This window comes from Synechococcus sp. L2F (genome assembly GCF_024345695.1).
In the GTDB taxonomy this organism is placed as follows: Bacteria; Cyanobacteriota; Cyanobacteriia; order PCC-6307; family Cyanobiaceae; genus MW101C3.
In genome coordinates this window covers 559,851-580,744 of sequence record NZ_JAGQBP010000001.1, presented here as the reverse complement: position 1 = coordinate 580,744, position 20,894 = coordinate 559,851, and the positions used below count along the sequence as shown (strand labels likewise).

Sequence of the window (20,894 nt, the reverse complement as noted above, 5' to 3'; positions counted from 1 at the left end):
GGCCTGCGGCGCTTGGTTGGTCGCAGCAGCGACGCCATTCGACCGGCGGCAGTGGGCTGGCTGCAGGCGCGTTGCTACAGATCCGTGACCGCCCGCCTTTCTGCCCCTGCTTTTGGTGTTCGGCTGCAGCTGGCCAAGCACGACCTGGATCGCCTCGACACGCTCACCTGCTCAAGCAGCGGTGGCCTGTGGGCAGGCCTCGGGACAGTGCGGCGGATGGTGCTCGGTCCTCCCTGCGGCCAGGTGGGCCCCACTCTGGATGCCGCTCTGCTGCTGAAGTTGCCGGTGGATTTCGAGTGACTGGTACCTGCCGTTCTGCGACACCTTCAGGGCCTACAAACGCTGGTGCATCGACAGCCTGCGCGACCTGCGCGACCGCCTCGCTCTGGCGATAGGCACGTCCCATCAGCACCTGGATGCCTACCGCTCCCTGGAGGCCGAAGTGGAGCGGCGGCTGAGGCTGTATCGCCTGATCGACCATCTGCGCGGCCGGCGCGTGACCCTGTTGCCCGATCTTGAAGTGGCGCAGATCTTTGGTCTGGTGGTGCGCGACGGCAAGGCCGATGTGGGGGTGGTGGCGCGCAGCTTTGTGGAAAGCCAACCCTGCGATGAGCTCAACCCCACCCGTGCCGAGGAGGGAGGCCGGGTGATCGCCCGCGGCCTTCCCCAGCCGGCTTTGGTGGTGGCCCTGTCGCCCAAGCTCGACGATGGCGACCGGCGGGTTCTGGCCAGGCTGCTGATGGACCTGCCCGCGCAGGTGCGCACGCGCATCAGGCCAGCTAACACCCGGGTGTGATTTCGGATGATCGAACTGCTCAACTGATCCGGCAAGCCTGTTCGAGCCTGCCTGGAAACTTCAGGAACGGCCGAACCGAGGGCTGTTTCGATCAGAACGCCGGATCAGCTTTCCCGCTCCCGTCACCCGTTTCTGTCGCTGGGTCCGATCAGAAGAACTGGTCGAAGTTATCGAAATCAACGGCCTTGAAGCTGCCGTTCTCCACCTGCTCCATCAACCGCACCAGTTGGGCCCACAGCGCCCCCGCGGTGAGCAGCGAGAGCAGCAGCGCCACCAGCAGGGCGGTGCCGCTGCCGAAGCCGAACACCTGCAGCGCCCCGCCGATGAACAGCGTGACGCCGATCACCAGACCGCTGTAGGACGCCACCACCTCGCCCGAGCCCAGCGGCAGCAGCGCCAGACGGTCCTGCTTCCAGCCCTCCAGCTTGTCCTGCACCTGGCGGGAGAAGGTGAGCCCGCACAGGACGCTGATCGCCAGCCCGACGCCTGCCAGGAAGAACGGCGGCTGGCCGTAGGCGGCGTACTGGAGCAGCAGGCCCTGCGCCTCCAGGTCGTTGAAGGGGCCACCGCTGTAAGCATCGGCGTCGAGCAGGGCGCTGCCCAGGGCCAGTGCCGCTTCGCTCGGATCAGTGGGCACGAGGGTCACGGCGACGGGCCAGCGGAAGAAGGCCCGACCCTAGCGATTGGTGCGGGCGTCCCCGCCCCAGGCTCAGGCGGCTGCCGCCAGCGGGTTGAGCCGCTGCAGCATGCCCTCGGCCAGCTTGCGCGGCGAGAAGGTGCGCCGCAGGAGGCCCAGCAGTGCCTGCAGATCTTCGGTGTGCAGGCGGTTGTCACGCACCAGCATCAGCAGCAGGCGCTGGCGCAGGCTGCTGCCCCGCGGGCCGAGCAGCAGGCGCAGACCGGCGCCGGCCACAGGCAGCAGGTCGGGGTTGGCGTCGTCCTGCTCCACCACCGCCAGCAGGCTTTCCAGCCGCTCCAACTGCAGGCGGCCGCTGGCATCGAACAGCACCTCCAGCAGCTTTTCGCGCAGTTCGCTGGTGTCCCCGGCCAGCAGGCGCCGCGCCACATAGGGATAGGCCACGCGGATGATCTTGAAATCGGGGTTCAACCGCAACGCCAGACCCTCCTGACTCACCACCGCACGGATGATCAGGGCGAAGCGGGCCGGCACTCGGAACGGGTAATCGAACATCAGCTCCGAGAAGCGATCGGTGATCGCCTTGAAGTTGAAGGAGCCCACGTTCTCGCCCAGCTGGCCGCCCAGCACCGCCTCCAGTGCCGGCACGATCGGCGTGAGATCAGCATCGGGCCGCAGGAAGCCGAGCGCCTGGAAATCGCGGGCCAGCGCCTGGAAATCGCGGTTGATCAGGTGCACCACCGCGGCGGTGAGGGTGAGCCGGTCGGCATCGCTGATCGAATCCATCATGCCGAAATCGACATAGGCCACATGGCCCATGGCGCCCGTTTTGCCGGTGAGCGCGAACAGGTTGCCGGGATGGGGATCGGCGTGGAAATAGCCGAATTCGAGCAGTTGCTGCAAGCCCGCCGTGACACCGGTGCGGATCAGGGCGGTGGGATCAAGGTGGTGGGCTTCCAGTTCCAGCCGGTTCTGCAGCTTGATGCCGTTGATCCAGCTCGTGGTGAGCACACGCCGGCTGGAGAGCTGCCGCTCCACCTTCGGCACGGTCACGGCCGGATTGGAGGCGAACAGGTCGGCGAAACGCTCGGCATTGTCGGCCTCGCAGCGATAGTCGATCTCCTCGAACAGGCTGCGGCCGAACTCATCGATGATGTCGCCGAGGCCGAAGCCGAGGTTCAACGGCAGGAACGGGGCCGCCAGCACGCCGAGGCTGCGGATGATCACCAGGTCGCGGCGCAGCTGATAGGCGAGGTTTGGGCGTTGCACCTTCACGGCCACCCAGTGCCCGCCTGGCAGCTCGGCCTTGTAGACCTGGCCCAGGCTGGCGGCCGCCACCGGATAGGACGGAAAGGTGGTGAACAGCTGATCGGCAGGGGCGCCCAGTTCCTGCTCGATCAGGGCGAGGGCCACGGCGTGGGAGAAGGGTGGCAGGTTGTCCTGCAGCTGGGTCAGTTGATCGAGCCAGTCGCGTCGCACCAGGTCGGGCCGGGTGGAGAGGGCCTGGCCCACCTTGATGAAGCAGGGGCCGAGTGAGGTGAGGGTGGTGAGAATGCGGCGGCCCAGGCGCTTCTGCACCTCCCGGTCGTTGCTGTTGCCCTGCACGGTGAGCACCACCGCCAGACCCAGCAGTTGCCAGAGCACCCCCACCAGCCGCGCGATCAGGATCCAGGGCCGGCGCAGCAACCAGCGGCGGTCGCTCCGGGGGTCGTAGCGGAGCGGCGGCCCGGGGTCCTGCGGGCGGCCGGGAACGGCGGCTGCGGTGGTCCCGTTGGCCGCTGGCGCAGCGGTGCCGGTTGGGGCCGCAGCGGTGGCGGGCGCGAGCGAAGTGGAAGTGATAGCCGGTGCCCCTGCGCGGCAGGGGAGTGTCGACGGCCCACTCTAGGAACAGTTTTCTGCCCTTCATGTCTCTGATCGGCGCTCTGCGCGGGCAGCCCTCCGCTCTGGCACTGCACCTGCCGGCCCATGGGCGTGGCCGCGGGCTGGCCGCCGATCTGGCGCTCCTGTTGCGCGATCGCCCCGGCCGCTGGGACCTGCCCGAACTGCCGGCCATCGGCGGACCGCTCGAAGCGGAAGGGGCGGTGGCCGCCGCCCAGGTCCGCACTGCCGCGCTGTGCGGCGCCGACCGCTGCTGGTTCGGCGTCAACGGCGCCAGTGGCCTGCTGCAGGCCGCCCTGCTGGCGTTGGCCCCGCCCGGCGGGCGGGTGCTGCTGCCGCGCAACCTGCACCGCAGCCTGCTGCACGGCTGCGTGCTCGGCCAGCTGCAGCCGGTGCTGTTCGATCTGCCTTTCGAGGCCGCCACCGGCCTCTGGCAGGCCCCCACCCCCGCCGGCCTGGAGCAGGTGCTGCAGCAGGCGGGGCCCCTGGCGGCGGTGGTGCTGGTGCACCCCACCTACCAGGGGCTGGAGGGGGATCTGGCCGGTCTGATCGCCGTGGCCCATCGCCGGGGGTTGCCGGTGCTGGTGGATGAATGCCATGGGGCCGATCGCGCCGCTGCCCTGGCCGCCGGCGCCGACCTGGTGGTGCAGTCGTTGCACAAGGGCGCGGCAGGACTGGCCCAGAGCGCCGTGATCCTGCTGCAGGGCGAGCGAGTGTCGGCCCTGGCGCTGGAGCGCTCCCTGGGCTGGTTGCAGACCTCCAGCCCCAGTGCCCTGTTGCTGGCCTCGGCGGAGGCCGCCCTGCGCCAGCTGCACGCACCCAGCCAGGCCGAGCGCCGCTGCCGGCAGCGGGCGTTGGCGGTGGCGGCGCGGCTGCGCCAGCGGCTGCAGGCGGAGGGGTTGCCGTTGGTGGCCAACCAGGATCCGCTGCGGCTGGTGCTCCACACCGCCGCCATGGGAATCAATGGACTCGACGCCGACCAATGGTTGATGGCCCGCGGCGTGATCGCCGAGTTGCCCGAGCCGGGTGCACTCACCTTCTGCCTCGGCCTGGTGCCGCCGCCGGCCGTGGTGTGGCGCTTGCCCCGCCACCTGCTCGCCCTGTGGGCGGCGCTCGGGGCGGAGCCGCTGGCCTCCTTCACGCCGCCGCCGCTGCCGCTGGTGGCCGAACCCGAGCTGCCGGTGGGGGAGGCCTGGCGCGCGCCCCGGCAGGCGGTGCGGCTGGCGGCGGCGGCCGGTCGTCTGGCGGCCGAACCGCTGTGCCCCTATCCCCCCGGCATCCCCCTGCTGATTCCCGGCGAGCGCATCGATGCCGCCCGGGCGGAGTGGCTGTGCCAGCAGCGCCTCCTATGGCCTGACCAGATCGCTGATAGCGTGAATGTTGTGGCCTGAAGGGCGCTGCGGATGGGCGCTGGGGAGCAGGAGCAGGCGGCGGGCGCTGGCTTCCAGTGGGATTTCGTCACCCCCGGCCTTCCCGACAGCGTGTTTGAAGGGGCGCCAGGCTTCAGTCCCACGCCGATGGAGCTGCGCGTGATGCTGCTGGCCCATCTGCGCCCCCGCACCCACTCGGTGGTGTGGGACGTGGGCGGCGGTACAGGCGCCCTGGCGCTGGAGATCGCTCGGCTGATGCCCGCCGGTGAAGTGCATACCCTCGAGCGCGATCCAGAGGCGATCGAGCTGCTGGAGTGCAACCGCCGCCGCTTCGGCATCCCCAACCTCCACATTCATGCCGGCCAGGCTCCTGAGGATCTCGGCCTGCTGCCCCCCCACCCCGACCGGGTGCTGCTGGAGGTGGGCCGGCCGCTGGCCGCCGTGCTCCAGTCCGTCTGGACGGCGCTGCAGCCGGGGGGACGCCTGGTGATCAGCACCGCCAGCCTTGAGGGCCTGGTGGATGCCACCGACACGCTCAGCCAGCTGAAGGCGCGCGATGTGCAGGTGGTGCAGGCCACGGTGCACCGCATGCAGCGCCGCGGCAGCCAGGCGCGGCTGGCTGCCGCCGAACCGCTGTTCGTGATCGCCGCCGAGCGTCTCGGGTGAACGCGTCGTCCCGTCCTCCCACCTCGAAGCGGCGCCTGTTCAGCGGACTCGCTGCGGGCGCCTTCGGCCTGGTGGTGGTGGCGCTCGGCGGCTGGTGGTTCACCCTGGCGGTGGGGGTGATCGTGCACCTGGGCCTGCTGGAGTTCTTTCGTCTGGCGCAGTTCAAGGGCATCCGCCCGGCCACCAAAACCACATTGGTGGTCTGCCAGGTGCTGCTGGTGGCCACCCAGTGGGCCAGTGGCGGCGGGCTGGCCTCGGATCTGGCGGCGGCGGTGCTGCCGGTGTCGGGGGCGGCCATCTGCGGCTGGCTGCTGCTGCAGCCGATCACGGGCACCATCGCCGACATCGCTGCTTCGATCTTCGGGCTCTTCTACCTGGGCTTCCTGCCCAGCCATTGGCTGCGCCTGCGTGATCTCAGTGATGCCGTGCTGGCGCCCCATCTGGTGGGAGCCGGCTGGCCGTTCTCCTCCGGGATGGCGCTCACCCTGATTGCCTGTCTGATGGTGGTGGCCACCGACATCGGCTCCTACATGATCGGTCGCCGCCTCGGGCGGCATCCGCTCTCGCCGATCTCCCCCGGCAAGACGGTGGAAGGGGCGCTGGGAGGAGTGGCCTGCTCGTTGCTGGTGGGGGTGATCGGTGGGCTCTGGCTGGGCTGGCCCTGGGGGTGGGCCGTGGGCGGCGGGCTGGGCGCGATCGTGTCTCTGTTCGCCCTGGTTGGTGATCTCACCGAATCGATGATGAAGCGGGACGCGGGGGTGAAGGATTCCGGTGATGCCATCCCCGGCCACGGCGGCATCCTCGATCGCATTGACAGCTACCTGTTCACCCCAGCGGTGGTCTTCTACTACGTGACCCTGGTGGTGCCGCTGCTCAGCCGCCCGGCCTTACTGCCTTGAGCTTGCTGCCCTGATGCACTGGCCTGAGCTGCTGCTCCGCGGCAGTCCCTGTGGCCTCGAGCTGTGCCATGAACCACGCCCCCTGGCCTGCTCCAGCTCAGGGCTGCACGCGGGCTTCTCCCTGCAGCTGGAGCATGCCGCCCTCAAGGTTGGCGGTGGTGATGCGGATGTTCGGGTCCATCGGCAGGCTGGCCCGCAGCTCCCCGTCGACAGCGTGGATCTCCACCCGCCCATCCACGGCCACGGGCCTGGTTTCCAGCTCCATCAGGCGGTTCTCCCCCATCGCCCGCGCGGCCAGGATCAAGGTGTCGCGGGCGATGCGCAGCTCCACCAGCGGCCCCAGCCCCAGCAGCTGCTCTCCCAGCAGATCGCTGAGCTCACGCCAGCGCGGTTTGCTCAGGGAGTGAGTAAGCCCGGTGGCGGTGAAGGCCACCCTGCCGCGGATGCCGAAGGGGTGGTCGAGGGTGAGCGACTGGGCGCGCACCAGCCGCCCCAGCTTCACCCGCAGCGGATCGCTGCGCAGTTCCACCAGTTCAAACTGCAGGCCGTCGTACACCACCCGCCGCGCCATCAGCGTCACGCCCTCCAACTGGCCGCGCAACAGCTGCAGAGCGCTGCCGTGCAGCTGCAGCTCCAGGCTCTCCACGGCCTCGCACTGGCTGCGGATCCAGAACTGCAGACCAGCCGCTAGAAGTTGCAGCACCGGTCCGCCGGGGGCTTGGGGTTCGGAGCTGGTCATGGAGCCTGCAAGGGGATGGCTTCTCTAACAGAGGCCAGGCGTGAGCCAGGCGGCAGCCACCCGATCGCTCTGGTCGAGATGGGGCAGGTGGCCGCAGTCGGCCAGTTCCTTCACTCGGTCCCCCAGCAACGCCAGGGCGGCTTTTTTCTGCGGGGCCCGCAGAATGCGGTCATCAGCGCCCCAGAGCACCTCCAGCGGCTGCCTGGGCAGCGGTTCGCCGCAACCAGCGAAACCACCGCTGCGGGCGAAGCGGCGCAGGGAATCGGCCCATCCCGGTGTGGCCAGATGCAGGGAGGCGATCTCCTCTTCCGCGGGCCCCACGCTGGCGGCTGGGTCGGCGAAGGCCGTGCGGCAGAGGCTGCGGCGCACGCCCGGCAGGCCGAGAAAGCGCACCCCGAGGGCATCGAGCAGCGGCGGCAGGGGCATGGGCCGGCCGGTGAGGCCTGCGGGGGCGAGCAGCAGCAGCCGCTGGATGCGCGTGGGTTGGCGCCGGCTTAGTTCCACCGCCACGGCCCCGCCCATCGAGGCTCCGATCAGGCCGAGTGGCTGGGGGCCAAGGCGTGCAGCGGCTTCCGCCAGCAGGGCCTCGAGATGGGTGAGCACGCCGCGGGGGCTGTAATCGCCATCGGCGGGCCGGGGCGTGAAGCCGAAGCCGAACAGATCGGGAATCAAGAGCGTGGCGCCACCGGCCAGCAGCGGCGCGAGCCGCCGGAACTCCAGAAAGCTGCTGTCGAAGCCGTGCAGCAGCAGCAGCGGCGGGCCCTCCCCCAGCACCGCCACCGGGAAGGGCCGCGCCCAGCCCGGCAGGTCCCACCACTGCACCGCCGCTGCCAGCTGACGGCCCTGCGGATCGAGCAGGTTGCGGGCCGCCGCTTCCACCAGCGCCCGGCCGTCAGGCTGCGGAAGGGTCAACGGTTGGCGTCGGCGCTGGCCGACTGCTCGATGGCGGCATCGGTGGTCACCAGCGCGCCCAGCAGGTCAGCCGGGCTCACGGCAAAGGGCAGCCGGTGCAGATCAGATCCCGGCTGACAGGCGAAGGCGCACACCCGTTGCAGATCGCTGAGCGGTGAGTCCGCCAGCCCCAGCTGCGCCAGGGTGACCGGCAGCGAGAGCTGGCGGAAGAAGCTCAGCAACTGGCGCCGCGCCTGGGAAGCGAGGCGGTTGCCGCCCACCAGCTCCTCCAGGCGCAGCTGCACCAGGATGCCGAAGCCCACCTTCTCCCCATGCAGGCGGCCATGGCTCGCCTCCAGCTGGGTGAGGCCGTTATGCACCGCATGGGCGCCCACGGTGCGGCAGCGGGCACCACCCAGGCCGCCGATCACGCCGGCGGTGAGCCCGCAGGCCTCAGCCACACGCGCCCAGGCTTCACCGCCCGGGTGGGCCATGGCCTCCTGGCCTTCCAGCAGCAGCTGATCCCGCAGCACGCGGGCCATCTGCACCGCCTGGTGCACGAGGCCGTCGGTGCTGGTGGCGCTGCTCACCGACGCTTCGTACCACTTGGCCATGGCGTCGGCCAGTCCGCTGGCCAGGGTGCGGGGCGGTGCCTGCAGGATCAGACGGTGATCGAACACCAGCAGAGCGGGAGAGCGCTCAAGGCTCACATCGCAGGTGAAGGCTCCGCCGGGGGAATAGAGGTTGGCCAGGGCGGTCCAGCCGGCGCAGGTGGCGGCGCTGGTGGGCACGGTGATGCAGGGCAGCCCGAGCCGATCGGCCAGCAGCTTGCCCGCGTCCATCACCTTGCCGCCCCCGGCTGCTACCACGGCATCGATTGGGTCCGCCGCCATTGGATCAGCATTCGCCGCCGCGACGTCCGCCTGAAGCCGCTGCAGATCCTTTTCGCAGCAATCGAACTGCAGCTGAGCGGGTAGGGGATCAAGCCCGAGCCTCCGCAGATCAGCGGCCAGCGACTCGCGTAGAGCAGCGGTGGCGCGGCTGCGGCCGAGGAACAGGGGACGTCGGCAGAGGGCGGCGATGGCCGGCAGGGAGGCTTCCCAGGCACCTTTGCCCCGCAGCACGCGGGCCGGGGCGATCAGGTGTTCGCTCAAGCTGATGCTCATCTGATCAATCTAGTCGGCCGATTTTGGGCATCGAGCGGCAACGCGACCCGGGCACCTGCGCGGCGTGCGGTGGCACGAGCAAGAAAAAGCGGGAGTTCATTGAACTCCCGCTGTCGAATGGACCGTGTGAAACCGCCGCTGATTCAGGCGCTGGCGGCAGCCAGTTCGGGCTCGGGTGTGATCGCCTGGTGGCGGATCACCACCTGCTTGTCGTCGTCGACATCGACGATCGCTGCATCGCCATCCTTGAGGCGGCCAGAGAGGAACTCCTCGGCCAGAGAATCCTCAAGCAGGCGCATCACGGCGCGGCGCAGCGGGCGGGCTCCGTAACTGGGGTTGTAGCCCTCTTCGACCAGGCGCTCTTTAAAGGCCTCGGTGACGGAGAGGCCAATGCCTTTCTCCTGCATCCTGCCGAACACTTCGCGCAGCATGATGTCGGCGATCACCTTCACTTCGTCACGGGTGAGTTGACGGAAGACGATGATCTCGTCGAGACGGTTGAGGAACTCAGGGCGGAAGTACTGCTTCAGCTCTTCGTTCACCAGGGAGCGGATGCGGTTGTACTGGGTTTCTTCGGCAGCGGCGCCGGAGAATTCGAAGCCGAGGCCCCCACCCCCTTTCTCGATCACCTTCGAACCGATGTTCGAGGTCATGATGATCAGGGTGTTCTTGAAGTCGACCGTGCGGCCTTTGGAATCGGTGAGGCGGCCATCTTCCAGCAGCTGAAGCAGCAGGTTGAACACATCGGGGTGAGCCTTCTCGATTTCGTCGAAGAGCACCACGGTGTAGGGCCGGCGGCGCACCGCTTCGGTGAGCTGGCCACCTTCGTTGAAGCCGACATAACCCGGAGGCGAGCCGATCAGCTTGCTGACGGTGTGGCGCTCCATGAACTCCGACATGTCGAGCCGGATCATCGACTCTTCGCTGCCGAAGAAGTAAGCCGCCAGAGCCTTGGTGAGCTCGGTTTTGCCCACGCCGGTGGGGCCGGAGAAGATGAAGCTGGCGATTGGGCGGTTGGGGTTCTTGAGCCCCACCCGGGCGCGGCGGATGGCCTTGGACACAGCCTTGACGGCTTCGTCCTGGCCGATCAGGCGCTGGTGGAGGGTTTCCTCCATGTTGAGCAGCTTCACCGATTCGCTTTCGGTGAGCTTCTGAACCGGCACGCCGGTCCAGGAGGCCACGATCTGGGCGATGTCCTCTTCGGTGACCACCGGGCTGCGATCGCCGCCGGCACCGGCAAGCGGCAACTCGATAGAGCCGGTGGCTTCGGTGGTGATGGCCTCGCCGCCTTCGGCTGCCGTGGGCTCTTCGTCGCGACGGGCCTGGAGGATGGATCGGATCTGCTCACGCAGTTCCACTTCCTTGTCGCGCAGTTCACCGGCCTTGGTGAAGTCTTGCTCGCGGACGGAATCTTCTTTCTGCTTCTGCACCGAGCGCAGTTGCTTGTCGAGTTCCTTGGCGGCCGGCGGCAGCTTCGAGTTGAGCAGGCGCACGCGGCTGCCGGCTTCATCGACGAGGTCGATCGCCTTGTCGGGCAGGAAGCGGTCGGAGATGTAGCGGTCGCCCAGAGTGGCGGCGGCCACGAGGGCTTCGTCGCTGATCTTCAGGCGGTGGTGCTGTTCGTAGCGCTCGCGGAGGCCACGCAGGATCTCGATGGTGTCGAGAACGGTGGGTTCGCCCACCATCACCGGCTGGAAGCGGCGTTCAAGGGCCGCATCGCGCTCGATGTGCTTGCGGTATTCGTCGAGGGTGGTGGCGCCGATGCACTGCAGCTCGCCCCGGGCCAGGGCGGGCTTGAGGATATTGGCCGCATCGATCGCGCCCTCAGCGGCGCCGGCACCGATCAGGGTGTGGACTTCGTCGATCACCAGGATCACGTTGCCCGCGCTCCTGATCTCTTCCATGATCTTCTTGAGGCGCTCCTCGAACTCGCCCCGGTACTTCGTGCCCGCCACCAGCAGGCCAATGTCAAGCGTGAGCACGCGCTTGTCTTCAAGGATGTCCGGAACCTCGCCGAGGGTGATGCGCTGCGCCAACCCTTCAGCGATGGCGGTTTTACCCACGCCGGGCTCGCCGATCAGCACAGGGTTGTTCTTGGTGCGGCGGCCGAGGATCTGCACCACCCGATCGATTTCGTTCTGACGGCCCACCACCGGATCCAGCTTGCCTTCGGTGGCGAGCTGGGTGAGGTTGCTGCCGAATTCATCGAGGGTGGGGGTTTTGGTGGACCCCTTGCTGCCGCTGCCGGCGGCCACTTCGGCGGTTTCGCCGAGCATGCGGATCACCTGGGTGCGCACCTTGGCGAGATCGACGCCGAGGTTCTCAAGCACCCGGGCGGCGACTCCCTCGCCCTCCCGGATCAGGCCGAGCAGCAGGTGCTCGGTGCCGATGTAGTTGTGGCCCAGCTGGCGGGCTTCCTCGAGCGAGAGCTCCAGCACACGCTTGGCACGGGGCGTGAAGGGAATCTCCACGGCCACGAAGCCGGAGCCGCGGCCGATGATCTTTTCGACCTCCACCCGGGCGTCCTTGAGGTTGACCCCCATGGATTTCAGGACCTTGGCCGCCACGCCGGTGCCTTCGCCGATCAGGCCCAGCAGGATCTGCTCCGTGCCCACGAAGTTGTGGCCCAGCCTGCGGGCCTCTTCCTGGGCCAGCATGATCACCTTGATGGCTTTCTCGGTAAACCGCTCGAACATGGGCGGGACCTGATGCAAGTGCACCCAACCTATCAGGGCTGAGAGGGTGTTTGTGATCTTCGGCTGGAGATGTCCAGATCCATTGCTGCACCATGGATCAGCCCCGCTGATAGGCATATCTGGCCGGCCATAACTGTTGGTGCTTTCACATCAACGAAGGGCGGCAATCCGTACCTCGTCAAGCACTCATTCGCCGCTGAAACCCAGCGGTGGCGGTGGCGTTACCGCGATCTCCACCAGTGGCAGGCATTTGATCAGAGCGTCCTCACCATTGCGGTAGTAACGGCAACGCCGTCCCTGGCTGCGGAATCCGAGGGCGGCATAGAGCGCCAGGGCGGCAGTGTTGCCGGCGGCCACCTCCAGGGTGGCCTGCTGAGCTCCCTGCTGCCGGGCCTTTTGCAGCAGGGCCGTGAGAACACGCCGGCCCCGGCCGCGCCGCCGGCCGTCGGGGTGCACCGCCACCACCATGATCTGCAGCTCATCGACCACCAGCCAGCCGCTGGCCATGGCCTCCAGCCCCCTTGGCCCTTCGAGGCCGAGGCAGAGCCGGCCGTCGCTCTCCAGTTCGGTCTGCCACTGATCCGAGTCCCACAGCCCGCCCAGAGCCAGCCGGTCAAGCGCGAGACAGGCCTCCAGATCCGCTGGCATCAGCCTGCGCGCCGGCGCCTGGGCGTCTGCGCCGGTGGCGCCTGCAGCAACATCCGGAGACATCCTTACGATTGACGCTGATCCGGACCCTTCCCAGGATGCCCCCCACCAGTGCGATCGGTGCCACCAGCGGCGCCACAGCCGGCACCGCGGAGCCCCATCCCCTGCTGGCCGGCGCCATCGAAGCGGCCAGCCCGAACCGCAACCTGGTGCCGATCAGCACCACCTGCGCGCCCGATGGAGCCCTGGTGGTGGGCGGCTGTCTCCTGAGTGACCTGGCCCGTACCTACGGCACACCGCTTTACGTGCTCGACGAAGACACGCTTCGTGCCAGCTGCCGCGCCTACCGCGAGGCGCTCGACACCTTCTACCCCGGCCGCTCGCTGGCGCTCTACGCCTCCAAGGCCAACAGCAGCCTGGCGATCACCGCTGTGGTGGCCTCCGAGGGCCTTGGCCTGGATGCCGTGTCGTCCGGTGAACTGCTCACGGCGCTCGGCGGTGGCATGCCACCGGAGCGGATCGTGCTGCACGGCAACAACAAATCGGTGGAGGAGCTGGCGCTGGCGGTGGAGCACGGGGTCACCGTGGTGGCCGACAACTGGCGCGATCTGGAGCTGCTCGCCACGATCGCCACCGCGGAGCGGCCGGCTTCCCTGATGCTGCGGTTCACGCCCGGCATCGAGTGCCACACCCACGAGTACATCCGCACCGGCCACCTCGACAGCAAGTTCGGCTTCGACCCCGATCAGCTCGAGCAGGTGCTGCGCCAGCTGGCGGAATGCCCCTGGGCCCGCCTCACCGGCCTGCATGCTCACATCGGTTCTCAGATCTTCGAGCTGCAGCCCCACCGCGACCTGGCGGGCGTGATGGCCGACGCGTTGGCTCTGGCCCGTTCGCTCGGCCACCCCTGCACCGATCTGAACGTGGGCGGGGGCCTGGGCATCCGCTACGTGGTCAGCGACGATCCCCCGACGATTCAGGCCTGGGTGCAGGGCGTGGCCCAGGCCGTGGCGGCCGCCTGCCTGGAGCGGGATCTGGAGCTGCCGCGGCTGTTGTGCGAGCCGGGCCGTTCCCTGGTGGCCACCGCCGGCCTCACTCTGTACACGATCGGCAGCCGCAAGGAGATCCCCGGCATTCGCACCTACGTGTCGGTGGATGGGGGCATGAGCGACAACCCGCGGCCGATCACTTATCAGTCGGCCTACACCGCCGTGCTGGCCGATCGGCCTGCCGGCGCCGCTGAGGAAACGGTCACGCTGGCCGGCAAGCACTGCGAATCCGGCGACGTGCTGCTCAAGGAGCTGGCCCTGCCCGCCTCCGCCCCCGGCGACGTGCTGGTGGTGCTCGCCACTGGCGCCTACAACGCTTCGATGGCCTCCAACTACAACCGCATCCCCCGCCCTGCCGCCGTTCTTGTGCAGGGGGGGCGGGCCGAACTGGTACAGCGGCGGGAGCGACCGGACGAGCTGCTGCGCTACGACGTCCTGCCGGAGCGGTTGACGCCGGTACCCTGAGCCCAGATTGGCTGGGGGCTGCGGGTGATCTGGCTGAAGCTCCTCGACGTGCGCCTGATCCTCGACATCGTGCTGGCCTCCTCGCTGGGGGTGCTGCTGCTGGCGAGGGTGCGGGAGCCGCGCACCCTGTGGCTGCTGCGTGGCTGGCTGTTCCTCGTGGCGCTGGTGTGGGTGGTCCAGCGCATCGCCGTGCTGCCGCTCACCACACGCCTGCTGGAAGCAGTGGTGCTGGGGTGCAGTCTGGCGCTGGCGATCCTCTGGCAGGGGGAGCTGCGGCGCCTGATGGAGCTGCTCGGCACCGGCCGGCTCGATGTGCTGCTCGGCAGCCAGGCGGCTGATGCGGCGGTGTCAGGTTCTGTGGCGGTGCTCACCGAAGCGGCGGGCTGCTTGTCGCAGCATCGCCGTGGTGCACTGATGCTTGTGGATCTCGGCAGTGATCTCCGTCCCGAAGACTTCCTCAATCCCGGCATCGCCATCGATGCGGTGCTCTCGGTGGATCTGATCCTCAATCTGTTTGCGGCCGACACCCCGCTCCACGACGGCGCCCTGCTGGTGCGCGGCAACCGCATCCTTTCGGCGGGGGTGATCCTGCCCTTGTCCCGCCAGGGCCTCACCCGCTATGGCACCCGCCACCTGGCGGCCCTTGGCATCACTGAGCGTTTCGACCGCTGCCTCTGCATCGTGGTGTCCGAGGAAACGGGCACCCTGTCACTGGCGCGCCATGGCCGGCTGGAGCGACCGATCACCAGCAGCCGGCTGCGCGAGCTGCTCAGCCTCGCCCTGGCCCAGCCCACCACCAAGCCCACGCCGAAGTCCGGCCATGGCTCGGTGGTGGCGCTGCCCACGGGTCGTAGCGTGTCGAAGGACACGCCAGAGTCACGCGCATGAGTCGCTCCCCGGCGACCACTCCCCTGATCCAGGCGAATCCGCAGCCCTTGAGGGCCGTGCCGTCCGTGCTGGATCCCAGCCGCCTGCCGGCCCACGTGGCGGTGATCATGGACGGCAACGGCCGCTGGGCCCGCCAGCGCAACCTGCCGCGGGTGATGGGGCACCGCGAGGGCGTTGAAGCCCTGAAGCGCACCCTGCGCCTCTGCAGCGACTGGGGCATCGGTGCGCTCACGGCCTATGCCTTCTCCACCGAGAACTGGAACCGCCCCGGCGAGGAGGTGAGCTTCCTGATGACCCTGTTCGAACGGGTGCTGGCCCGCGAACTGGAGGCCCTTGACCGCGAACAGGTGCGCATCCGCTTCCTTGGCGATCTCGAGCAACTGCCCCATGGGCTGCAGGAACTGATCGCCTCGGCCACGCGCCGCACGGCTGAGAACACCGGTATTCACTTCAACGTGTGCACCAATTACGGCGGCCGCAGCGAGCTGGTGCAGGCGGCGCGGCGTCTGGCCGATCAGGTGGCCCGCGGCGAGCTTGATCCGGCCAGCATCGACGAGCAGTCCTTCGCCGCCGAACTGCAGACCGCCGATGAGGTGGATCCGGATCTGCTGATCCGCACCAGCGGCGAATACCGGATCAGCAACTTCCTGCTCTGGCAGCTCGCCTACGCCGAGATCCACATCACCGATGTGCTCTGGCCCGACTTCAACGAAGACGCCCTGCTGCGGGCCCTCGGCGATTATCAGAACCGCCAGCGGCGCTTCGGTGGCGTCGCACCGCTCACCGCCTGATCCTTCCCCCTTCCCCTGCCGCCTTGATCGCTTCCCCCACCCTCTCCAGCGGCACCGCCCTTGCGGCCGAAGCCTCCGCAGCCACATCCGCGTCCGAAGCCGCGCCTGACGCCACGCCGGTCTTCGTTCGCCACGACTGGAGCCGGGACGAGATTCAGGCGTTGCTGGAAGCCCCGCTGATGGAGTTGCTCTGGCGCGCCCAGCAGGTGCATCGCAGCGCCAACCCCGGCTATCACGTGCAGCTGGCCTCACTGCTGAGCGTGAAGACCGGCGGCTGTGAGGAGGACTGCGCCTATTGCCCCCAGTCGATGCACCACAGCGCCGATGTGACCGGCCAGCCGGAGCGCGATGTGGAGCCGGTGCTCGCCCGGGCCCGGGCGGCGAAGGAGGCCGGTGCCGACCGCTTCTGCATGGGCTGGGCCTGGCGGGAGATCCGCGAGGGTGCGCCGTTCGAGGCCATGCTCGCCATGGTGCGCGGGGTGCGGGAGCTGGGCCTGGAGGCCTGTGTCACCGCCGGCATGCTCACCGACACTCAGGCCGCCCGGCTGGCCGAGGCGGGCCTCACCGCCTACAACCACAACCTCGACACCAGCCCGGAGCACTACCACCGGATCATCACCACCCGCACCTACCAGGAGCGGCTGGAAACGCTGGAGCGGGTGCGCCGAGCCGGGATCACCCTCTGCTGCGGCGGCATCATCGGCATGGGGGAAACCAGCAACGACCGGGCCGGCCTGCTGCAGGTGCTCGCCAGCCTTGATCCCCATCCCGAGAGCGTGCCGATCAACGGGCTGGTGGCGGTGGAGGGCACCCCACTGGAAGAGCAGCCGCCGCTGGATCCGCTCGACCTGGTGCGCATGGTGGCCACCGCCCGCATCCTCATGCCCCACAGCCGGGTGCGGCTGAGTGCCGGTCGCACAGCGCTGAGCCGCGAGGCGCAGATTCTTTGCCTGCAGGCCGGCGCCGATTCGATCTTTTACGGTGACACCCTGCTCACCACCGGCAACCCTGATGTGGAGGCCGATCGTGCCCTGCTGGCGGCGGCCGGTGTGCGCGCCCAGTGGAGCGAGCCGTCGGTTGGGGAATCCGAGCAGGCCGCCGGCCGGGTGGTGGCTCCTGGCTGAGTCTGCGCTGCCGTTCCGGGTGGCGGCCTTCTACCGATTCACCCCCATCCCCCAGCCCGCTGAACTGCGCCGGCAATTGCTGCAGGTCGGCCAGGCGGCGGAGCTGCGGGGCACGGTGCTGGTGGCGGCTGAAGGGGTGAACGGCACCATCTGCGGCAGCGCCGCCGGTGTGGAAACGCTGCTGGAGCTGCTGCGCTGCCAATCCGGCCTGGCCGGTCTGGAGGCCAGAACCTCCTGGTGTGGGGCGCAGGCCTTTCATCGCCTCAAGGTGCGGCTGAAGCGCGAAATCGTCACGATGGGCTGCGCTGCGGTGCAGCTGACGCCCCCGCCCGCAGAGGAAACGGCCACGCCGGCCTCCAGGCCCGGCACCCCCGTCCTGCCCCAGGCATGGCAGGAGCTGATCGCCGATCCCACCACGCTGGTGATCGACACCCGCAACAGCTATGAAGTGGCGCTCGGCAGCTTCACCGGGGCGATCGATCCGGGTCTGGAGAGCTTCCGGGAGTTCCCCCTCTGGGTGGATCAGCAGCTGGCTCCCCTGGTGGAGGCCCGCCGCCCGGAGCGTCTGGCCCTGTTCTGCACCGGCGGCATCCGCTGCGAGAAGGCCACCGCCTACCTGCGACAGCAGGGCTTCGAGGGGGTGCACCACCTGCAGGGGGGCATCCTGCGCTATCTGGAGGAGGTGCCGACCGAGCAGAGCCACTGGCAGGGTGAGTGCTACGTGTTCGACCAGCGGGTGGCTCTGAATCACCGGCTTGAACCCGGTGGCTTCAGCCTCTGCCACGCCTGTGGTCTGCCGCTTTCGCCTGCGGATCGCCAGCTCGACAGCTACGTGCAGGGGGTGAGCTGCCGTCACTGCCGCGATCGCTTCAGCGACGCCGACCGCGCCCGCTTCGCCGAGCGCCAGCGGCAGAGCACGCTGGCCGCCAGCCGCGGGGGCCGGCACATCGGGGCCAGGGCGGGCGGCTCCCCCTGCCCATGAATTGCGGCCTGCCGGTGCTCTACAGCTTCCGCCGCTGCCCCTATGCGATCCGGGCGCGGCTGGCGATCGAGCGGGCCGGCCTGCTGGTGGAGCTGCGTGAAGTGCGGCTGGCGGCCAAGCCGCTGGAGCTGCTTCAGGCCTCACCCAAGGGCACGGTGCCGGTGCTGGTGCTGCCGGATGGCCGGGTGATCGAGCAGAGCCTGGAGATCATGGCCTTGATGCTGCACCAGCATGATCCCGACGACTGGCTGTTGCGCCGTGGCGGTACCCCCGGCTTCGCTGCGGCTGCTGCGCCTGCGGCGGAGGCGCAACGGGAGATGGCCGCGCTGATCCGCTGCAACGACGAGGTGTTCAAGCACCACCTGGATCGCTACAAGTACGCCAGCCGCCACCCTGAAGCCGATCCGCTGGTCCACCACGAGGCGGCCCTGCAGGTGCTCGGCGACTGGAACCGGCGGCTGGAGCAGGCCGCCGGTGCTGATGGGGTCGCCTGGCTGCTCGGGCCCAGGCCATCGCTGGCCGATCTGGCTCTGCTGCCCTTCGTGCGCCAGTTCCGCCTGGCGGATCCTGCGGGGTTCGATGCCCTGCCGGGCCTGGCGGCGCTGCAGGCCTGGCTGGGCCGCTTCCTCGCCAGCGCCCCCCTGGCGGCGGTGATGGCCCCGCAGGAGCCCTGGAGCGACGACGCTCCTGGCCGACCCTTCCCTGCCGGGCGTCTGGTTCATCACCTGGCCCTGGCTGCCGACTGGCAGGACGCCTGCCGTGCGGGCGTCTACCGCCGCTCCACCCGCGGCCTCAGCCTGCAGCAGGTGGGCTTCATCCATGCGTGCTTCGCCCATCAGCTGGCGGCCACCCGGGCCCGCTTCTACGCCGATGGCCCCGAACTGGTGCTGCTCTCGATCGATCCCGCTCGGCTCACGGTGCCGCTGCGGCTGGAGTCCTCAGCCGGCAGCGCGGAGCTGTTCCCCCACATCCACGGCCCGCTGGCCCTCGACGCGGTGGTGGCGGCGGAGCCATTGGATCTTCAGCTGGCGGCCTCACCGCGCACGGCAGTGCGGCAAGCGGCATGAGCAGCGCGGCGCCTTCCCTCGAACCACTGCCGTCGCTGGACGACCTGGAGCGCTGGGCGGCGGCCAAGGGCCTGCTGCTGCGCCTGCAGGTGGACCGGCGCCTGGGGGTGTGGACGCTGCGGGTGGGGGTGGCCTGCATCCGGCCGGAGGGCCCGCCTGCGCTGGTCGGTGAGCTCAAGGGCTGGGCGCTGCCCACCGCCGCCGGTCTGCAGCTCGACACCATGCGTGTGGTGCAGGCACCGCCGGCGGTGGGCCCGCTGATCTGGGCGGCCACGTTCGCCTGGGCGCTGGAGGCCACCCCCTGCCGGCGCGCCCGCCTGTTGGCGATCCGCGATGAGGAACGCCAACATCGCCGCCTGGTGCGGTATTTTCGCCGCCTCGGCTTCACGCCCCAGCGGGAGCTGGCCGCCGGCGTGGGCGACCTGCCCCTGCGGCTGGTGTGGGGCGGCTCCGGCCTGTTGATGTCAGGCCGTTGCGAGGAAGGGCTGCGGCGATCCGCCCGCCTGGCTCAGCGGCTGGCGATGTGACGGATGAGGTCTACGCATTTGCAGGAGTAGCCCCATTCGTTGTCGTACCAGGCCACCACTTTCACGAAGGTGTCGGTGAGGGCGATGCCCGCATTGGCATCGAACACCGAGGTGCAGGTTTCGCCCACGAAATCCGCTGACACCACCTCATCCTCGGTGTACCCCAGCACCCCTTGCATCGGCCCTTCCGCCGCCGTCCGCATCGCCTCTTTGATGGCGTCGTAGGTGGTGGGGGTGGACAGATTCACGGTGAGATCCACCACGGACACATCGGGGGTGGGCACCCGGAAGGCCATGCCGGTGAGCTTGCCGTTCAGGGCTGGAATCACCTTGCCCACCGCCCGGGCCGCTCCGGTGGAGGACGGGATGATGTTCTGCCCGGCACCTCGCCCGCCGCGCCAGTCTTTGACGGAAGGGCCGTCCACGGTTTTCTGGGTGGCCGTGGTGGCATGCACGGTGGTCATCAGGCCGGAGCTGATGCCGAAGCTGTCGTGCAGCACCTTGGCGATCGGTGCCAGGCAGTTCGTGGTGCACGAGGCATTGGAGACGATGTCCTGACCGGCGTAGCTGGTGTGATTGACCCCCATCACGAACATCGGGGTGTCGTCTTTCGAGGGAGCGGAGAGCACCACCTTGCGCGCGCCGGCTTCGATGTGGGCCCTGGCCGTGGCATCGGTGAGAAACAGGCCGGTGGCCTCCAGCACCACCTCGGCCCCCACCGCCCCCCAGGCCAGGGCTTTCGGATCCCGCTCGGCGCTGACCCGTACCGGGTGGCCGTTCACAATCAGGTTGTTGCCGTCGATCTCCACATCCCCCTTGAAGCGACCATGGGTGGAGTCGTAGCGGAGCATGTAGGCGATATAATCGATATCCATCAAATCGTTGATGCCGACAACACAGATGTCTTCGGTTTCAAAGGCACGGCGAAACACAAGCCTGCCAATTCGCCCGAATCCGTTGATGCCGATGGTGATGGTCATGGAAGAAGCCTCTGGCGTGATGCCGCGTGTGACTCCCGCAAGGTTGCTTCCTTGCAGGCGATCTGACGACACTGTGCGGGTGTTGGATGCATCGCCATCCAATCCTTACAGGGCGTTGGGAGGGCTCTGCAACGGCTGACAGGGTTTGTCGTGAATGGTTGGCCAGCGCGTTGCCCTGTGGCAAGCGAGTGTTGGGCACAAGGGCGCACCGATGATTCGCATGTGGTCAGCGAGTTTCTTCCGAATGATTTCCCCTTTGCCGCTGATGCCGCCTGTCCGCTTTTGCTTCAGCGATCACCTGTCCGCCTCCGGTCCGCTGAGCGACTGGTCCGTGAGGCGTGGCGGGTGCACCCAAGAGGCTTGCTGATGGTGTTGGTGGGTGAATCCGGAACAAAGGATGTGAACTGGCACCGCATCTGGCACGGATTGCAACCGCTCTGGTAACACAAATGGTGGTTGGAGCGGGCTGGTTGCCAGGAATCCACCAGATCTCCTGTGAGACCCCACGGCCAGCGAAGGGCTCACTGCCCCTGGGGAGCAGATGATCAGGCCGCAGATGAAGCAGGTAGGCGCAAGTGGCGAGCTCAAGCGTCTCTCATGAAAATCTTGCCATGCTCACATTCTGCTCCAATGAT

General features: G+C 68.6%; 20 protein-coding genes. 12 read left to right on the top strand and 8 right to left on the bottom strand.

From position 1 onward, the window contains the following. Positions 1–12 precede the first annotated feature (12 nt). Both KBZ19_RS02860 and KBZ19_RS02855 read left to right on the top strand, forming a co-directional pair. Complete coding sequence (locus KBZ19_RS02860) at positions 13–300, top strand: hypothetical protein (RefSeq protein WP_255099700.1); 288 nt, start codon at positions 13–15, stop codon at positions 298–300. Positions 301–442: 142 nt separating this feature from the next. Then, positions 443–796, top strand: coding sequence for a hypothetical protein (locus KBZ19_RS02855; RefSeq protein WP_255099699.1), 354 nt, complete (start codon positions 443–445; stop codon positions 794–796). 148 nt (positions 797–944) lie between these two features. On the opposite strand, the gene KBZ19_RS02850 is transcribed toward KBZ19_RS02855, so the two are convergent. Next, positions 945–1,442 carry a hypothetical protein gene (locus KBZ19_RS02850; protein WP_369802994.1) on the bottom strand — a complete coding sequence of 166 codons (498 nt, stop codon included), beginning with the start codon at positions 1,440–1,442 and terminating at the stop codon, positions 945–947. Positions 1,443–1,505: 63 nt separating this feature from the next. Next, on the bottom strand, positions 1,506–3,119 hold the full coding sequence (locus KBZ19_RS02845; protein ID WP_233132834.1) for an AarF/ABC1/UbiB kinase family protein: 1,614 nt from the start codon (positions 3,117–3,119) through the stop codon (positions 1,506–1,508). 218 nt (positions 3,120–3,337) lie between these two features. On the opposite strand from KBZ19_RS02845, the gene KBZ19_RS02840 reads away from it, so the two are divergent. Genes KBZ19_RS02840 through KBZ19_RS02830 form a run of 3 tightly spaced genes read left to right on the top strand, consistent with a single transcriptional unit; the run spans position 3,338 to position 6,246 of the window. Next, positions 3,338–4,702, top strand: a complete 1,365-nt coding sequence (locus tag KBZ19_RS02840) for an aminotransferase class I/II-fold pyridoxal phosphate-dependent enzyme (protein ID WP_255099698.1) — start codon at positions 3,338–3,340, stop codon at positions 4,700–4,702. Between the two features lie 12 nt (positions 4,703–4,714). Further along, positions 4,715–5,347: a precorrin-6Y C5,15-methyltransferase subunit CbiT gene (gene cbiT / locus KBZ19_RS02835; protein WP_094511044.1), complete on the top strand. Its 633-nt coding sequence runs from the start codon at positions 4,715–4,717 to the stop codon at positions 5,345–5,347. Continuing rightward, entirely contained in the window at positions 5,344–6,246 is a 903-nt protein-coding gene (locus KBZ19_RS02830) for a phosphatidate cytidylyltransferase (protein ID WP_094511043.1), read from the top strand. Before cbiT ends, KBZ19_RS02830 begins: the two co-directional genes overlap by 4 nt. Before the next feature lie 97 nt (positions 6,247–6,343). On the opposite strand, the gene KBZ19_RS02825 is transcribed toward KBZ19_RS02830, so the two are convergent. The 5 genes from KBZ19_RS02825 to KBZ19_RS02805 all read right to left on the bottom strand — a co-directional run bounded on the left by KBZ19_RS02825 (position 6,344) and on the right by KBZ19_RS02805 (position 12,449). Next, a complete protein-coding gene (locus KBZ19_RS02825; protein ID WP_255099697.1) occupies positions 6,344–6,985 on the bottom strand; it encodes a DUF2993 domain-containing protein in 642 nt (213 codons plus the stop codon). Positions 6,986–7,009: 24 nt separating this feature from the next. Beyond that, the gene (locus KBZ19_RS02820; protein ID WP_255099696.1) at positions 7,010–7,897 is read right to left on the bottom strand and encodes an alpha/beta fold hydrolase; all 888 of its coding nucleotides are present in this window, start codon (positions 7,895–7,897) and stop codon (positions 7,010–7,012) included. After that, a complete protein-coding gene (locus KBZ19_RS02815) occupies positions 7,894–9,042 on the bottom strand; it encodes an iron-containing alcohol dehydrogenase family protein (protein WP_255099695.1) in 1,149 nt (382 codons plus the stop codon). The genes KBZ19_RS02820 and KBZ19_RS02815 overlap by 4 nt, the downstream gene beginning before the upstream one ends. Before the next feature lie 143 nt (positions 9,043–9,185). Then, complete coding sequence (locus KBZ19_RS02810; protein ID WP_255099694.1) at positions 9,186–11,738, bottom strand: ATP-dependent Clp protease ATP-binding subunit; 2,553 nt, start codon at positions 11,736–11,738, stop codon at positions 9,186–9,188. 186 nt (positions 11,739–11,924) lie between these two features. Then, on the bottom strand, positions 11,925–12,449 hold the full coding sequence (locus KBZ19_RS02805; protein ID WP_255099693.1) for a GNAT family N-acetyltransferase: 525 nt from the start codon (positions 12,447–12,449) through the stop codon (positions 11,925–11,927). A gap of 35 nt (positions 12,450–12,484) precedes the next feature. Here KBZ19_RS02805 and lysA point away from each other — a divergent pair, with 35 nt between their 5' ends. The 7 genes from lysA to KBZ19_RS02770 are packed head-to-tail and all read left to right on the top strand — an operon-like array spanning position 12,485 to position 19,279. Beyond that, the gene (gene lysA, locus KBZ19_RS02800; RefSeq protein WP_094511039.1) at positions 12,485–13,900 is read left to right on the top strand and encodes a diaminopimelate decarboxylase; all 1,416 of its coding nucleotides are present in this window, start codon (positions 12,485–12,487) and stop codon (positions 13,898–13,900) included. A 24-nt stretch (positions 13,901–13,924) separates the two neighbouring features. Next, the gene (gene cdaA / locus KBZ19_RS02795) at positions 13,925–14,788 is read left to right on the top strand and encodes a diadenylate cyclase CdaA (RefSeq protein WP_094511038.1); all 864 of its coding nucleotides are present in this window, start codon (positions 13,925–13,927) and stop codon (positions 14,786–14,788) included. Next, complete coding sequence (locus tag KBZ19_RS02790; protein ID WP_094511037.1) at positions 14,785–15,579, top strand: isoprenyl transferase; 795 nt, start codon at positions 14,785–14,787, stop codon at positions 15,577–15,579. The genes cdaA and KBZ19_RS02790 overlap by 4 nt, the downstream gene beginning before the upstream one ends. A gap of 23 nt (positions 15,580–15,602) precedes the next feature. Next, positions 15,603–16,703 carry a biotin synthase BioB gene (bioB, locus tag KBZ19_RS02785; protein WP_255099692.1) on the top strand — a complete coding sequence of 367 codons (1,101 nt, stop codon included), beginning with the start codon at positions 15,603–15,605 and terminating at the stop codon, positions 16,701–16,703. 19 nt (positions 16,704–16,722) lie between these two features. Beyond that, positions 16,723–17,685, top strand: a complete 963-nt coding sequence (locus KBZ19_RS02780) for a rhodanese-related sulfurtransferase (protein WP_255099691.1) — start codon at positions 16,723–16,725, stop codon at positions 17,683–17,685. Continuing rightward, complete coding sequence (locus KBZ19_RS02775) at positions 17,682–18,752, top strand: DUF952 domain-containing protein (RefSeq protein ID WP_255099690.1); 1,071 nt, start codon at positions 17,682–17,684, stop codon at positions 18,750–18,752. The genes KBZ19_RS02780 and KBZ19_RS02775 overlap by 4 nt, the downstream gene beginning before the upstream one ends. Beyond that, entirely contained in the window at positions 18,749–19,279 is a 531-nt protein-coding gene (locus KBZ19_RS02770; RefSeq protein WP_094511034.1) for a hypothetical protein, read from the top strand. The genes KBZ19_RS02775 and KBZ19_RS02770 overlap by 4 nt, the downstream gene beginning before the upstream one ends. Here KBZ19_RS02770 and gap read toward each other — a convergent pair. Beyond that, complete coding sequence (gene gap / locus KBZ19_RS02765; RefSeq protein ID WP_255099689.1) at positions 19,261–20,259, bottom strand: type I glyceraldehyde-3-phosphate dehydrogenase; 999 nt, start codon at positions 20,257–20,259, stop codon at positions 19,261–19,263. The two genes, KBZ19_RS02770 and gap, sit on opposite strands and share 19 nt — an antisense overlap. Positions 20,260–20,894: the final 635 nt, after the last annotated feature.